The organism is Pseudomonas sp. FG35 (genome assembly GCF_057809295.1).
This window is the reverse complement of the sequence record NZ_JBMDJR010000013.1, coordinates 14710-29933: the sequence shown is the minus strand read 5'-3', so window position 1 is coordinate 29933 and position 15224 is coordinate 14710. Positions and strand designations below refer to the sequence as shown.

Annotated in this window: 9 protein-coding genes; 3 read left to right on the top strand and 6 right to left on the bottom strand. The window is 61.8% G+C overall.

What is annotated here, in order from left to right:
- Window positions 1-4: 4 nt before the first annotated feature.
- Both ACODTD_RS22690 and ACODTD_RS22685 read right to left on the bottom strand, forming a co-directional pair.
- Window positions 5-2215, bottom strand: coding sequence for an LTA synthase family protein (locus ACODTD_RS22690; RefSeq protein ID WP_011333631.1), 2211 nt, complete (start codon window positions 2213-2215; stop codon window positions 5-7).
- A gap of 305 nt (window positions 2216-2520) precedes the next feature.
- The gene (locus ACODTD_RS22685) at window positions 2521-2856 is read right to left on the bottom strand and encodes a hypothetical protein (RefSeq protein WP_011333632.1); all 336 of its coding nucleotides are present in this window, start codon (window positions 2854-2856) and stop codon (window positions 2521-2523) included.
- Window positions 2857-3109: 253 nt separating this feature from the next.
- Here ACODTD_RS22685 and ACODTD_RS22680 point away from each other — a divergent pair, with 253 nt between their 5' ends.
- Both ACODTD_RS22680 and ACODTD_RS22675 read left to right on the top strand, forming a co-directional pair.
- Entirely contained in the window at window positions 3110-4123 is a 1014-nt protein-coding gene (locus ACODTD_RS22680; protein ID WP_489105235.1) for an ABC transporter substrate-binding protein, read from the top strand.
- A 157-nt stretch (window positions 4124-4280) separates the two neighbouring features.
- Entirely contained in the window at window positions 4281-4697 is a 417-nt protein-coding gene (locus ACODTD_RS22675; protein WP_007956881.1) for an organic hydroperoxide resistance protein, read from the top strand.
- A gap of 83 nt (window positions 4698-4780) precedes the next feature.
- Here the strand turns inward: ACODTD_RS22675 and ACODTD_RS22670 are convergent, their stop codons facing one another.
- The 4 genes from ACODTD_RS22670 to ACODTD_RS22655 form a co-directional block, all read right to left on the bottom strand.
- Window positions 4781-5257 (bottom strand): copper chaperone PCu(A)C, encoded by a 477-nt coding sequence (locus ACODTD_RS22670; protein WP_011333635.1) that lies wholly within the window; start codon window positions 5255-5257, stop codon window positions 4781-4783.
- Window positions 5257-5862 (bottom strand): SCO family protein, encoded by a 606-nt coding sequence (locus ACODTD_RS22665; protein WP_039770777.1) that lies wholly within the window; start codon window positions 5860-5862, stop codon window positions 5257-5259. Before ACODTD_RS22665 ends, ACODTD_RS22670 begins: the two co-directional genes overlap by 1 nt.
- A 151-nt stretch (window positions 5863-6013) precedes the next feature.
- Window positions 6014-7432, bottom strand: coding sequence for an AdeC/AdeK/OprM family multidrug efflux complex outer membrane factor (gene adeC / locus ACODTD_RS22660; protein WP_489105234.1), 1419 nt, complete (start codon window positions 7430-7432; stop codon window positions 6014-6016).
- Window positions 7433-7494: 62 nt separating this feature from the next.
- Window positions 7495-8289 (bottom strand): helix-turn-helix transcriptional regulator, encoded by a 795-nt coding sequence (locus ACODTD_RS22655; protein WP_011333638.1) that lies wholly within the window; start codon window positions 8287-8289, stop codon window positions 7495-7497.
- A gap of 491 nt (window positions 8290-8780) precedes the next feature.
- Here ACODTD_RS22655 and ACODTD_RS22650 point away from each other — a divergent pair, with 491 nt between their 5' ends.
- Window positions 8781-15191: an amino acid adenylation domain-containing protein gene (locus tag ACODTD_RS22650; RefSeq protein ID WP_489105233.1), complete on the top strand. Its 6411-nt coding sequence runs from the start codon at window positions 8781-8783 to the stop codon at window positions 15189-15191.
- Window positions 15192-15224: the final 33 nt, after the last annotated feature.

Genomic DNA, 15224 nt, shown 5'->3' with positions numbered 1-15224 from the left:
GCGATCAACTGGATTGCGCCGTCTCGTCAGCCGGCGTTTCATCCAGCATATCTTCCTGCCCCGGCAGTTCGGTGATCACGCTGAAGTCACTGACTTCCACCGCGCCCAGCCCATATCCCAACAAGTGAAACGAAAACGCCTTGCGTGGTTGCGGGTTGTCGAAGCTGAAATCCATCTCCAGCGGCTGATCCGCTGTGGCGACCATCTCGGTCGGCAGGCCCAGTTGCACGTCCTGTTCGAACTCCTTGGCTTTGAGCTGAATGTACGCCGCCTGCTGCGGATCGACCGAGCGCACGGTCAGGCGCACGCGGGTGTGGGAGCCCTTGGGCATTTCCAGGTATTGCGCGCCGATCAGGTTGTCGGCCCAGTCGTCCTTGATCTGCGCTTGCAGCGGGATGACGTTGGCGCTGCCGAACTGATAGCGCTGGTTGAGCGGGGTGCGCAGCAGCGACAGGTCCAGGGCCGAGGCGCGGGCGGCGATGTCCCGGGCATTCTGGCCGCTGGCGTTGCCCTTGAACGTGGCGCTTTCGGCGATGAATCCTTCACTGGCGTAATTGCGGCAACGACGCGGCATGTCGCATTCGGTCAGCAGGCCGCGACCGTCGTGATAACGCAGCTTGCCGTTGGTGAACGACATGATTTCGCGGCCCGAATCGTAATCGCGAAACAGTGAGCGACCGCTGAGGGCGGAAGGCACCGGAAAGTCGAAGTAATCCAGAATCGACGCACTCAGGTCGACGTGACCGTAGACCCCGGCGTTCAGGCGCGGCAGTTGCGCCTGTTCCGGCGCGAGGGTCAGGTTGAAGCCCCAGGACGACGCGAGACGGACGCCGTCGATGCCGTGGGACTCGTCCGAGGTGATGACCACCAGCGTGTCTTTCAGCACGCCCTGGCGTTCGAGGCCACTGAGAAACTGTTCCAGTGCATCGTCCAGATAACCGACGGCGGCTTGCTTGGGTGTGTCGTAGCGTTGCAGGTATTCCTCCGGCGCGGAGTAGGGCTGGTGGGTGCCGACGGTCAGCAGCGTGAGCATCCACGGTTGTTTCTGCTTTTTCAGGTCGCCGACGTATTTCAGCGCGCCTTCGAAGAACGCCTTGTCATCCTTGCCCCACGGGAATTCCAGGTAGTTGGCGTTGGTGAACCACTCCAGGCCATGGGTCGCGTCGAACCCGATGTGCGGCATGATCTTGTCTTTGGCCATGAACCGCAGCCCTGCGCCTTGCAGGTAGTGAGTGGCAAAACCGTGCTGACGCAACTGAGCCGGCAGACAGGCTTGATTGCGCTCGTGCTGGGTCAGCATTTCCACGCCTTTGGGCGTGCCGTTGTCGAGTTTGTCGTAATCGCCGCAGAGCATGGCGTACAGACCGCGAATGGTCTGGTGGGTGTGCAGCACGTAATCCGGGGTGTTCATGCCGCGCTCGGCCCAGCGGCTGAGGTTGGGCATCAGGTCTTCCTGATAATGGCTGCCGATGGCCTGGCGATTGGCGCCGATGTAGGCGCCGGGAATGCCTTCGAGCGCGACGATCAGCACATTGCGCGCTTGGCCCTTGGCCGCCAGCAGCGGATGACCGTTCAGATCGACATCGGTGAGGCCGGCCATCGGTGGGGGAGCAACCTGAGTGTCGCCGTCCAGCCATTCTTCGGCCTGCATCTGCACGTCGGCGACCTGCGCGGCGAGCAGTTGGTGCGGCAGGTTGTACAGACGCCATGGGTCGGCATCGCTCGGGTTCAGGTGCTGCGCGCCCCAGTACGCGCAGAACAGCAGCACCGGCGTCGCCCAGGCTGTGCGGGGCAGAGCGGGGGCGGTTCTTCCGCGTCGAGTCCAATGACTCAGCAACCAAAAGGCCAGAGCCACCAGCAGCGTAACCGCCACACCGGGATGGGCGAATCCGCCGCCGGTGGAGTTTTCCACGAACTGCGGGTCGATCAGGTAATGCAGATCCGCCACGGTCGGCAGGCGACCGACTGCGCTGACCAGTTCAGCGGTCGCCACCGCCAGCAATCCCCAGAACAGCAGCACCGGCAGCGCCAGCCACCAGGGACGGCGATGCAACAAAACCAACAGCAGACTGCCGATGGCCAGATCCGAAAGGTAGCCGAACAGGCTCGACCAGCCGAGCGCCGCGCGAAGGCACACCGGCACGATCAGTACCAGGAAAACCAGAGAAAGAAGGCGGGCATCCAGGCGCCGCAGCCGTTGAAAAAGAGCGCTCACAAAAAAGACCTTCCAGCCATTAAACCGTCATAAAAGTGTGGGCGATGATACCAAGGGTAGGAAGGCTGATCGTGTTTTTAAACGCAGTAACGAGCCCATTGCGCGTGGAGCACGCGAGCGAGAAATGCGTGAGGCCTTTGACCGACTTGACTAAAGAGGTCCAACCGAAGGAAAACTGCCTGACATAATTATTGTTACTGAGTGTTTGGCCGGAGCAACATCTTCGCTCCTTCTCGCAGCGGTTGCAGCCCAAAGGGATGAAGCGCCAAGTAGCTGTAGCGGCTCAGCTACTCTTATCGCAGTTATTACGAGATGACCTTGATTAATCCGAAGACCATGCCGATCCCCGTAGCGATCAATATGCAATCCAGGTTCTTGTTATATGCATCTTCCAGATACGAGCGAGGGATGATTGTGTCCAGAATTCGCGTTGTTTGAGACTTGCGCTCCATTCGCAGTGAGTCGGGATTAAGGAGATCTACTGTGAGTCCGTTTGTCGCAAGTTTAGTTGTGACTCTCGCCCCTTGAGCGGAGATCGCCCTCAAGGAAATCGTCATGTCTACAGGGTTTAAACCTTCGATTTCGAAGTCCTTAAAGGTGGCGGTGTTTGGGCCTAGATTCTGCCGAGAGAGGTGACTCATTTTAAGATTCCTGTGAAATTGCGGTCGGAAATAACCTCTCAGCAGATTAGTGAGCAAATGTCGTTGCTGAACCTGTCAAACTTGTCAGTTTTTTAGATCAAATCATTCTTTGAGGCGATTTTATAATTCCCGGCGCCGATTCAAGACCGGCTTCAAGGTGATATCAATATGTGATAACGGTATTTAAATTTCGTTTTTTATAGCGATAGAGTCCCGCCTCACAGATTTCCCTGTAAATCACTGCGAGGTTGTCATGACCCTACCGCTCAAACGTTCTGCACTGACGCTGCTGGCGGCCTCGCTGGCTGGCGCACTGCTCGGCAACACTGCGCAAGCCGAAGGCAAGATCAGCATCGCCCAGCAATTCGGCATCGGTTATCTGATTCTGGATGTGGTGCGCGATCAGCAATTGATCGAGAAACACGGCAAGGCTCAGGGGCTGGACATCAAGGTCGACTGGAACAGCATTTCCGGCGCCACCGCGATGAACGAAGCATTGCTCACCGGATCGCTGGACGTGGTCTCGGCGGGCGTGCCGCCGATGCTCACCGTATGGGATCGCACCAAGGGCAAGCAGAGCGTCAAGGCCATCGCTTCGCTGGGTTCGATGCCCAACTACCTGCTGACCAATAACCCGAACGTGAAAACCCTCAAGGACTTCAGCGACAAGGATCGCATCGCCGTGCCGGCGGCGGGCGTGGGCTTCCAGTCACGCACGCTGCAGATCGAAACGGCCAAGGAATTCGGCAATGACCACTACAAGAAATTCGACGACATCTCCGTCAGCCTGCCGCACCCGGATGCCACGGCTGCACTGATCGCCGGCGGCTCGGAAATCAACGCGCACTTCTCCAGCCCGCCGTTTCAGTATCAGGCGTTGCAGAATCCCAACGTGCATAAAGTGTTGAGTTCCTACGATGTGCTCGGCGGCCAGGCCACGTTTAACGTGCTCTACACCACGGAAAAATTCCACGACGAAAACCCGAAAACCTACAAGGCCTTCTATGACGCTCTGGTCGAGGCCGAGAAGATCATCAAGGCCGACAAACCTGCGGCGGCTCAGGCCTACATTCGGGTTGAACAGTCAAAGCTGCCGCTGGCGCTGGTGGAGAAAATCGTCACCGACCCGGAAATCGATTTCACCGTGGTGCCGCAACGCACCTTTATCTATGCAGAGAAATTGCAGGAGCTGGGCGTGCTGAAGAACAAGGCGGACAGCTGGAAGGATTATTTCTTTGAAGAGGCGCATGGCGGGGCGGGGAGTTGAGCAGTCGTGATTGCTGAACCATCCGCCCATCCTCTTGCCGGGTGAGCGGTAAACCCGCGTCTATAGTGAGAGGGCTGTGTGAAACGGGTGGCGCACCTCAAGCTGCGACGGGAGGCGCCGAGTGAACAATCTGCTGTTTTTCATTCAGGAGATCGCCATGAGTCAGATCGAAAAAGTCCTCTACACCGCGAAAACCCACACCACCGGCGGACGTGACGGCGCATCGCGCAGTTCCGACGGGATCCTCGATGTAAAACTGTCGTCGCCCGGTTCCAGTGGCGGCGGGACCAATCCGGAGCAACTGTTCGCCGCAGGCTGGTCGGCGTGTTTCATCGGCGCGATGAAAGCGGTGGCGGGGCAGCAGAAAATCAGCCTGCCGGCGGACCTGGCGGTGGATGCCGAAGTGGACCTGGGCACTAATTCGGGAGGGTATCTGCTGCAGGCTCGACTGAATGTAAGCCTGCCGGGCATGGAGCGCGGCGCGGCGCAGCAGCTGGTGGATGCGGCGCATCAGGTGTGCCCGTACTCCAAGGCCACGCGCAACAATATCGAGGTCGAATTGAAACTGGTCTGACATTCAGATGCAAAAGGGGCGGCATGATCATCGATCATGCCGCCCCTTTTGTTTTTTGAAGCCGTGTATCTGTCAGTCAGCGATCAATGCATCTTGCTGTGATCGTGGCCTTCCATGGTCAGCGCCTTGACCGGCGCTTTCACTTCCACGGTTTCCTTTTCGCCCTTGGCGTTTTCGATAGTCAGGGTCAGCGGCACGCTGTCGCCTTCCTTCAACTGAGCGCTCAGGCCCATCAGCATCACATGGTAGCCATTCGGATCGAAGTTGATGGCTTTGCCCGCCGGCAGGTCGACCGATTTCACCGGGCCCATGCTCATCACGTCGTTCTTCATGGTCATCTCATGAATCTGCACGTCCTTGGCCGCCGGCGAAGCAACGCTGAGCAGCTTGCTGTCGCTGTCGGCGGTGACGGTCATGAATGCGCCGCTGGCCGACTGGTTCGGCACGGTCGCACGCACCCAGGCGTCGTCGACTTTGGTCTGCGCCGATACCTGGAAAGCCAGGCCCAGCAGGGACAGGCCCAGTGCGGCGCGTTTGATGTGGTTCAGAAAAGGGTTCATCAGCAGACCTCCATGACGGTAAGCAAATCTTCCGTGCACTCTTGTGCAGAAAGCGATTGAGACAGGCCCACACGCAATGTGCCCCGGGTGTCGTAGACATAACTGGTGGCGGTGTGGGAAAGGGTATAGGTGTCGCCGGCCGGGACTTTTTCGTAGAACACGTCGAATTCCTTGGCGGTGGCCTTGGTTTCTTCGAGGGTGCCGTACAGGGCGACGAAGCTTGGATCGAAGGTCTTGACGTAGGCGTCGAGGATTTCCGGGGTGTCGCGTTCCGGGTCGAGGGTGATGAACACCACTTGCAGGATGTCACCGTCCTTGCCCATCAGCTTCTTGATTTTCGCGGCGCGGGCCAGCGTCGTCGGGCAGATCGCCGGGCACTGGGTGAAGCCGAAGAAGATCATCGGCATCAGGCCGCGAAAGCTCGACAGCGTCACGGTGTTGCCTTCGGTGTCCTTGAGCTTGAAGGTGCGTCCGAGGATCTTGTCGCTCAGATCCTTGCCGTACTTGTACGACAGTTCGCCGCGGGTGTCGCAGCCGGCGAGCAGGCCGAGACCGAGTACGCCCATTCCCGCAAGCACCTTGCGGCGAGTCAACAAAGCCGTCATTTCATACCGCCCTTTGGAGCCCGCCGGTCGGCAGGACAGGCGGGCGGGTTAACCGTAAAAGCGGCGCATGATACCAAAATGATCCGCTGCGCCGGTTTTCGATCGCCGGGCAATGTGGGATCTGGCGACAAAAGGTGTAAGAAAAAATGACTCAAGGTGCTGGCGGAAGCGGCTCGACCGGGCTCCAGCCACCGCCCAGCGCGGTGTACAGATTCACTTGCGCCAACAGCTGCGCCAACCGATCGGTAATCAGTCCTTGCTGGGAACTGAACAGCGAACGCTGGGCATCAAGGAACGTCAGGCTGCTGTCGACGCCGCTTCGATAGCGATGCTGCGCCATGTCGTAGTAATCCTGGGTCGCCTGCACCAGATCGCGTTGGGCCTGGAGCTGTTGTTCGTAGGTCTGGCGCGCTGCGAGGCCGTCGGACACTTCCTGAAATGCCGTCTGAATGGTCTTTTCGTACTCGGCGACGGTGATGTCTTTTTGCAGCTTCGCGTAATCCAGGCTGGCGCGCAGACTGCCGGCGTTGAAAATCGGCAAGTTGATCTGCGGCTGGAACGTCCAGGTCCCGGAGCCGCCCTTGAACAGCCTGGACAGATCGCGGCTGGATGTCCCGGCATTGGCGGTCAGGCTGACACTCGGGAAAAACGCCGCCCGCGCCGCGCCGATGTTGGCATTGGCGGCGCGCAGCTTGTATTCGGCCTGGAGAATGTCCGGTCGGCGTTGCAGCAGATCCGAGGGCAATCCGGCCGGCACGGTTGCCACAAGATCACTGTCCAGCGGACGCGCCGGCAGGTGCTCGGGCACCGGCGCGCCCACCAGCAGCGTCAGGCTGTTCAAGTCCTGGGCGACCTGGCGCTGATAACGGGCCAGGCTCGCGCGGGTGCTGTCGACACTGGTCTGCGCCTGAATCTGATCCAGCGCCGAGGACTTGCCGGCCTCGCGGTTGCGGGTGGTCAGGTGCAGGCTGCGCTCGTCGGCGGCCAGCGTCTCCTGAGCCAGTGCCAGCAACTCCTGATCGGCACGCCAGGTCAGGTAGGCATTGGCGACATTGGCCACCAGACTCAATTGCGCACTGCGCCGCGCCTCTTCGGTGGACAGCCAGGTCAGCAGCGCCTGCTCGCTGAGACTGCGCACCCGGCCGAAGAAGTCCAGTTCATAGGCGCTGATGCCCAGATTCACCGAGTAGGTCGAGGTGATCGCCGCCTTGGTGCGGGTCACGCTGGACGGCACCCGCTGGCGCAGTTCGTTGGCGTTGGCCGACACCGCCGGCAGCAGATCGGCGCGCTGGATCCGGTACTGCGCCTGAAACGCCTCGACATTCAGCGCAGCGACCCGCAGGTCACGGTTGTTGACCAGCGCGCTTTCAATCAATTGCTGCAACGCCGGGTCATTGAACAGCGCGCGCCAGTCTTCGACCCGGGGCGTGACCGGGGATTGCGCGGCATACGCCGGACCTTGCGGATACTGCGCCGCGCTCGGCGATGCCGGTCGCTGGTAATCGGGAATCAACGAGCAACCGCCCAGCAGCAGCGCGGCGGTCAGCAGGGAAATCGGCAACCTGGACATCAAACAGCCTCGTTCACGAATGAGAGCGGACGCCGGGCGCCCGTGATGAGAAAAACGCCGGATCAGGCTCCGGCCATCCATTTCGCCAGACCGTGACGGCCGCTGACCCCAAGCTTGGCGGCCGCGCGCTTGAGGTAGGTCTCGATCGAGCTGTTCTTGACCCGCAACCGTTCGGCCATCTGCGGCACGGTGCCGCCGGTCAGCAGGCCCAGGCAGACCTCTTTCTCACGCACTGACAAGGTGATGTCGCCCAACGCCAGGCGTTCGTCGAACACCTGTTGCAGCGGCGTCTGTGGTTGATCGGCTTGTGGCGCGCGGGGTTGGCGGGCGATGGCTTGTCGACTGATGTGCGCGTGGCGCTCGATCAAGGGCAGCAGGGTGTCGGACAGGCGCTTGAGGAACGACAGCTCAGGCAGAGAGAACACCCGATGCGTGTGGGGACGGTAGAACGAGATAACGCAACGGCGGTTGGACGTGCGGGACACCAGATTGCATTGGTGGACACTGTGGTGCGGATGCCGATGCTGGAGCGAGGCTTTCAGTTGAATCAGTAGCGAGTCGTTCATCTCGATCATCTGTTGCAGCAGCGGATGGTCGTCCGGGTGCTGCAGCGGATCCGGGGGCGGGAAGGTGTCCGGCAACCCCGCGCTGCCCAACGCCTTGATCTCGACCACGCTGGACTCTCGTTCATCCAGGGTCCACTCACTGAGATGGACGCGATTGACCGGCACAAGGTTGTCGACCAGCTGGAACATGTTCGTGGCAAAACGCTCGTTGCCGGTGCTGGCGATCAACTCCCCCAACTGCCAATAAAAGTGCGGATTTTCCATGTTGCGAAGACTGCCGGTCAGATTCATATCCTTGTCATCCCTGATTTAGAGCCATTGCCGAATCGTCTGCCGTGCATGCACCCGTGAAACGCCCACCCAGCCTTTTCTCCTTGAAATCGTCTGGAGCGGGATTTAAGCCTATGCATTTGTCCTACGTCTGTAGGGGAAAACAGGGACACAAAGTGCCACCCTTTCCGAAAAAATGGCGTCACGTTTCTGTCAGATCAATGTGTCAGATCACGTAGGTCGTGACTGTACGGTCTAGTGCGAACCCCGTAATCCGGGGCTCGCGCCGACACGTCCTGCAATGACGGGGCACTAGTCGGTAGCAGCGTGTGGCGATTGTCCTACAGGATTTTCAGCCATTTCTTTCCGAACTATTAGGGGGATCGCTGACTTGTCCGACGCTGTTGGTTCACAGGGTTGTACGAAGAGAGGGAAGTTGTCCGGGTTTCACGTGTCATGCGGGTTTCAGGGCCGATGCTTGAATACGCGCCAAATCACGTGAGATGGATCTTATGAACCAATTTGCTGCCGACGCGGCGGACGGTCTGTCCGCGATTTCCGAGGCTTTCCCGCTGACCGCTGCCCAGCGCGATATCTGGCTCGATCAATTGCGTCAGGGAAATTCGCCGATGTACAACATCGGTGGCTATGTCGAACTGACCGGGCCGCTGGATCCGGCGCTGATGCAGACAGCTCTCGAGGGGCTCGTGGCCCGGCATGACGCCATGCGCACCAGCCTGCTGCCGGGGGCCGGCGAGCATGGGCTGCCATTGCAGCGTTTCGCGCGATCGATGCCGGTGCCGATGCCGGTGCACGATTTACGCAGCCATCCCGATCCATACGCCGCAGCGCGCCAACTGACGCAGGAAAACATCGAGCAGCTGTTTACGCTGGATGGCGGTCCGTTGTTTCGGTTTAGTCTGCTCTGGCTCGATGACGACCGTCATTGGCTCTCACTCCAGGCCCATCACTTGATCGTTGATGGCTGGGGGTTCGGCGAGATGCTCAAGTCCCTCGACGAGATCTACAACGCGCTCGCGCTCGGGCAACTGCCGCCCGATTCGGCGCCGTCCTATGTCGATTTCATCCGCGACGATGCGCGGTATTTTCAGTCCGCCCGTTATGCCCGCGACCGTGCGTATTGGCTGGACAAATACCAGCACCGTCCCGAGCCGCTGTTGTTGCCGCGTTACCAGGAGCGCTTTGCCGGCGCTGCGGCACCCACCCGGATTTTCTCGCAGGTGTTTCCGGCTCGCTTGCACGAGCGCATGAAGCAGGTGGCCCGAGAGTACGGTGCGTCGGCGTTTCACGTGTTGCTGGCAGCGATCCATGTGCACTTCAGCCGCAGCGCCCAGCGTGACGAATGGGTGGTGGGCGTGCCGCTGCTCAACCGTTCCGGCGCCCGGTTCAAATCGACCCTGGGGCTGTTCACCCAGGTCAGCGCGGTGCGCATGGGGTTTGGTCGCGAGTTGTCATTCAAGACGCTGGTCAAGGCGATTCACGACGAATTGAAAAAAGACTTCCGCCACCAGCGTTTTCCCTTGAGCGAGATGAACCGCGCCCTCGGTTTGCTGCGCGAGGATCGCTCGCAGCTGTTCGAAGTGACCGTGTCCTATGAGCGCGACGCCCATGAATATCGCTATGGCGAAGCACAGGGGCGGGTGGTCAAAGTGTCGAACCACGAAGAGGGTACGCCGCTGTCCGTGCACTTGCGCAGCAGCCGGGGCGACGACGAGGACAGTCTCTACATGGTGTACAACGAGGCCTACTTTGACGCCAACGAAGTCGCGGCGCTGAGCGGGCGCTTGCTGTGGGTGCTGGAGCAGGGGCTTGAAGAACCGGCGCTGGCAGTGGGCGACTTCAGCCTGAGCCTGCCGGCCGAATCGGCGTTGCTACAGCAATGGAATGACACGCGCGTTGAATTCCCCCAAGACCTGACCATTCACCAGCGCATCGAAGCGCAATCGGCGGCGCGGCCGGACGCGGTAGCGGCTGAATCCCTGGGACAGCAGATGACCTATGCCGAGCTGAACCGACAGGCCAACGCCCTGGCCCATCATTTGATCGGGCTCGGCGTGCGACCCGACGACCGTGTGGCGCTGGTCGCCCGACGAGGGCTGGACACGCTGGTCGCGCTGCTGGCGATTCTCAAATCCGGCGCCGGTTACGTGCCGGTCGATCCGGCCCATCCTGCGGAACGCCTGAGCTATTTATTGCGCGACAGTGCTCCGGCCGTGGTCCTGACCCAGCGCGATTTGCGCGAACGCTTGCCGGTGCTGGACGTGTCGCTGATCGAAATCGATTCGCGCGGCTGGCCGATCAACGATCTCAACCCCGACGTCTCGGGGCTGACCTCCGCGCACCTGGCCTACGTGATCTACACCTCCGGCTCCACCGGCCAGCCCAAGGGCGTGATGGTCGAACATCACACGTTATCGAATCTGGTCGACTGGCATTGCACAGCCTTCGATCTGTGGGCCGGTCGCCACGCTTCAAGCCTTGCCGGCTTCGGCTTCGACGCCATGGCCTGGGAAGTCTGGCCCGCCCTGTGTGTCGGCGCGACCCTGCACCTGGCGCCGTCTCGTGACGGTGGCGAAGACATTGATGCGCTGCTCGACTGGTGGCGCGCGCAACCGCTGGACGTGAGTTTCCTGCCGACCCCGATTGCCGAATACGCCTTCAGTCGCCACGTCGAACACCCGACCCTGCGCACGCTGCTGATCGGCGGTGATCGCCTGCGTCAGTTCAATCGCGAGCAGACGTTCGCGGTGATCAACAACTACGGCCCGACCGAAGCGACGGTGGTCGCTACCTCGGGCCGAATCGGGCCAGGCCGGACGCTGCACATCGGCAAACCCGTGAGCAATGCCACGGCCTATCTGCTGGATGACCGACAGTGTCCGGTGCCGATTGGCGTTCCCGGTGAGTTGTACGTCGGTGGCGCCGGTGTGGCGAGGGGGTATTTCAACCGCCCTGAGCTGACCGCCGAACGTTTCCTCGACGATCCATTCAGCCGCCAGCCCAACGCGCGGATGTACCGCACCGGCGACCTCGCACGCTGGCGCCCGGACGGCACCCTCGAGTACCTGGGCCGCAACGACGATCAGGTGAAAATCCGTGGGGTGCGCATCGAGCCCGGTGAGATCGAAGCCGCTTTGAGCAGCCATGAATCCGTGCGCGATGCGGTGGTGCAGGTACGCGACGGGCAATTGCTGGCCTGGTTCACTGAACGCCAGCCGCTGGATATCACGCAGCTGCATGCTCACCTCAAGACCCGTCTGCCCAGCGCGATGCTGCCATCGGCTTACGTACGCTTGACGGCGTTGCCCCTGACGGCCAACGGCAAACTGGATCGCCAGGCGTTGCCGGCACCGGGGCCGGAGGCATTGATCCGCCGCGAGTACGAGGCCCCGCAAGGCGACGTCGAAATCCTCCTGGCGCAGATCTGGGCTGAGGTGCTGCAAGTCGAAAAGGTCGGGCGTCACGATCACTTCTTTGAACTCGGCGGGCACTCGTTGCTGGCGGTCAACCTGATCGAACGCATGCGCCAGCTCGGCATGAGCAGCGATGTGCGCGTGCTGTTCGGCCAGCCGACCCTGGCGGCACTGGCTGCGTCGGTGGGCAGTGGCCGCGAGGTCGAAGTGCCGGCCAACCGCATTCCGCCAGGTTGCACGCGGATCACGCTGGACCTGTTGCCGTTGGTTGAACTGGATCAGGCCACCCTCGACCGGATCATCGCCACGGTGCCGGGCGGGGCGGCCAACGTGCAGGATATTTATCCGTTGGCGCCGTTGCAGGAAGGCATTCTTTATCACCACATCACTGCCGCGCAGGGCGATCCATACCTGCTGCAATCGCAACTGGCGTTCGCCAGCGTCGAGCGGGTCGAGGCCTATGCGGGCGCGTTGCGTCAGGTCATGGCGCGCCACGACATCCTGCGCACCGCCGTGGTCTGGGAAGGTTTGACCACTCCGGTGCAGGTGGTCTGGCGCGAAGCCGAATTGCCGGTGCAGGAAATCACCCTCGATCCGGCCGAGGGCGATGTCCTCGCGCAACTGCACGCGCGCTTCGATGCCCGACGTTATCGCATCGACGTCTGTCAGGCGCCGCTGATCCGGCTGATGTATGCGCGCGATCCGGCCCTCGGGCGGATCGTGGCGATTCTGTTGTTCCATCACCTGGCGCTGGATCACATTGCGCTGGAAGTCCTGCGCCATGAAATGCGCGCCAACCTGCTGGGGCTCGATGAACCGCTGCCGCCAGCGGTGCCGTATCGCAATTACGTGGCCCAGACCCGACTCGGTGTCAGCGAGCAGGAGCATGAAGCGTTCTTCCGCGAGATGCTTGCCGATATCGAGGAACCGACCCTGCCGTTCGGTTTGCAGGATGTGCAGGGCGACGGGCGCGGTATCGATGAAGCCGTACGCACGCTTGCGCCTGAACTGGACCGGCGATTGCGCCTTCAGGCGCGGCAGGCCGGCGTCAGCGTGGCCAGCCTGATTCACCTGGCCTGGGCGCAGGTGCTGGCGGCGACCTCGGGGCAGGAGCACGTGGTGTTCGGCAGTGTTTTTATGGGCCGTATGCAGGGCGGCGAGGGCGCGGACCGGGCGCTCGGGGTGTTCATCAATACTTTGCCATTGCGGGTGGACATGGACCGGAGCGCGCAGGAGGCGGTTCAGCTCACCCACGCCCGACTGACCGATCTGCTCGGGCACGAACATGCATCACTGGCGCTGGCCCAGCGTTGCAGCGGCGTTGCGTCACCGGCACCGCTGTTCAGTGCGTTGCTCAACTATCGGCACACCGACCTTGAGGCCCAGGAATCGGCGTCGGACCAAGCCTGGCAAGGCATCCAGACCCTGGACAACGAAGAGCGCACCAACTACCCGATGACCCTGAGCGTCGATGATCTGGGCAACGCCTTGCAGATCACCACGCGGACCCTGATCAGCATCGGTGCCCGGCGCATCGGCGACTACGTGCAGACCGCGTTGCAGGCACTGGTCGATACCCTTGAGCAGGCACCGCAACAGCCGCTGAATCGCTTGCCGATACTGCCGGCAGCAGAGCTTGAGCAATTGCTGGTCGAGTTCAATGCCAGCGAAGTCGATTGCCCGCTCGATCCGCCGCTTCAGGTGTTGTTCGAGCAACAAGTCCAGCGCAGGCCGGACGCCATCGCATTGCAGGCTGGCGAGCAACAACTGACCTATCGCCAATTGAACGAACAGGCCAACCGTCTGGCGCATCATCTACGCGAGCACGGCGTGCAACCCGATTCGCGGGTGGCGATCTGTGTCGAACGCAGCCTGGACCTGGTGGTCGGCCTGCTCGGCATTCTCAAGGCGGGCGGCGCGTACGTGCCGCTGGATCCCGACTATCCGCTGGAACGCCTGCATTACATGCTGCAGGACAGCGCCCCGGTGGCGGTGCTGGTCCATGACGTTACCCGCAATTTGTTGGGCGATCCGGGTGTGCCGGTCATCGATTTCGACCGTTGCACCTGGCAGCACGCGTCGACTGAAAACCTGCAAATACCGGGTCTGAGCGCTTCAAACCTGGCCTACATGATCTACACCTCGGGCTCCACCGGCACGCCGAAGGGCGTGATGATCGAACACCGAAGCGCCTGCAACATGGTGCACTGGGGCTCGCAGATCAGCCCGCCGACCGAGCACGGCGCGCTGTTGCAGAAGGCGCCGTTCAGCTTCGACAGTTCGGTGTGGGAGATTTTCTGGCCGCTGTGTTCCGGCCTGCGGCTGGTGCTGGCGCGTCCCGACGGCAACCGCGATTCGGCCTATGTGACCCAGGTGATTCGCGAACGGCAGATCACTGTGGTCAAGTTCGTGCCGGCGCTGCTGCAACAGTTCATCGAACAGGACGATGTCAGCCAGTGCACCAGCCTGACCGACGTGCTCAACGGTGGCGGCGAACTGACCGCCGCACTGGCCCGGCGTGTCCGCGAGCGCCTGCCATGGGTGCGCCTGCATAACGTCTACGGCCCGACCGAAACCACCGTCGACAGCACTGGCTGGACACTGGAACCGGACCAACCGGTGCCGGAGGCCGTGGTGCCAATCGGCAAGGCCCTGAGCAATACCCGGCTCTACGTGCTGGACGCCCACGATCAACCGGTGCCATTCGGCGTCAGCGGCCACCTGCACATCGGCGGGGTCGGGGTCGCGCGGGGGTATCTGGGCTTGTCGCAGATGCAGGCCGAGCGCTTCATCGACAGCCCGTTCGTGGCCGGTGATCGCCTGTACCGTACCGGCGATCTGGTGCGCTACCGGGCGGACGGCAACCTCGAATTCCTCGGCCGCAACGACTTCCAGATCAAGCTGCGCGGTCTGCGTCTGGAACCGGGGGAAATCGAGGCGCGACTGATCGAGCATCCCGCCGTGCGTGAAGCGGTGGTGCTGGTGCGGGACGAGCGGCTGGTGGCGTATTTCACCGTGCGCGAAGGCTTCGACGCGCCCCCCATCGAAACCTTGCGCGCCCATGTGCTGGAGCGTTTGCCGGAGTACATGGCGCCGGGCGCTTACGTGAAACTCGAGGCATTGCCCCTGACTCCCAACGACAAGGTCGACCGCAAAGCCTTGCCGGCACCGGGGGCGGAGGCGGTGCTCAGTCGCCGCTACGAGGCGCCCGAGGGCGAAGTCGAAATCCGGCTGGCGCAGATCTGGGCCGAAGTGCTGCAACTGGAGCAGGTCGGGCGCAATGACCACTTCTTCGAGCTGGGCGGGCATTCGTTGCTGGCGGTCAGCCTGGTGGCGCGCATGCGTCAGGCCGGGCTGCACGTCGATGCGCGGACGCTGTTCAGCCAGCCGACTCTGGCCGCGCTGGCGGCGCAAACCTCGGACCAGGCAAAACAGCTGGAAGTGCCGCCAACCACCATACCGACGCTCAACCGCAAACGCCGGCTCTGAGCCGACACCGGCGTCGATTCGCGGTTCCCGCGG

Coding starts and splice junctions, on each gene's coding strand:
- ACODTD_RS22685 (WP_011333632.1), bottom strand. CDS start 2,856: ATGAGTCACCTCTCTCGGCAGAATCTAGGCCCAAACACCGCCACCTTT.
- ACODTD_RS22680 (WP_489105235.1), top strand. CDS start 3,110: ATGACCCTACCGCTCAAACGTTCTGCACTGACGCTGCTGGCGGCCTCG.
- ACODTD_RS22675 (WP_007956881.1), top strand. CDS start 4,281: ATGAGTCAGATCGAAAAAGTCCTCTACACCGCGAAAACCCACACCACC.
- ACODTD_RS22670 (WP_011333635.1), bottom strand. CDS start 5,257: ATGAACCCTTTTCTGAACCACATCAAACGCGCCGCACTGGGCCTGTCC.
- ACODTD_RS22665 (WP_039770777.1), bottom strand. CDS start 5,862: ATGACGGCTTTGTTGACTCGCCGCAAGGTGCTTGCGGGAATGGGCGTA.
- adeC (WP_489105234.1), bottom strand. CDS start 7,432: ATGTCCAGGTTGCCGATTTCCCTGCTGACCGCCGCGCTGCTGCTGGGC.
- ACODTD_RS22655 (WP_011333638.1), bottom strand. CDS start 8,289: ATGAATCTGACCGGCAGTCTTCGCAACATGGAAAATCCGCACTTTTAT.
- ACODTD_RS22650 (WP_489105233.1), top strand. CDS start 8,781: ATGAACCAATTTGCTGCCGACGCGGCGGACGGTCTGTCCGCGATTTCC.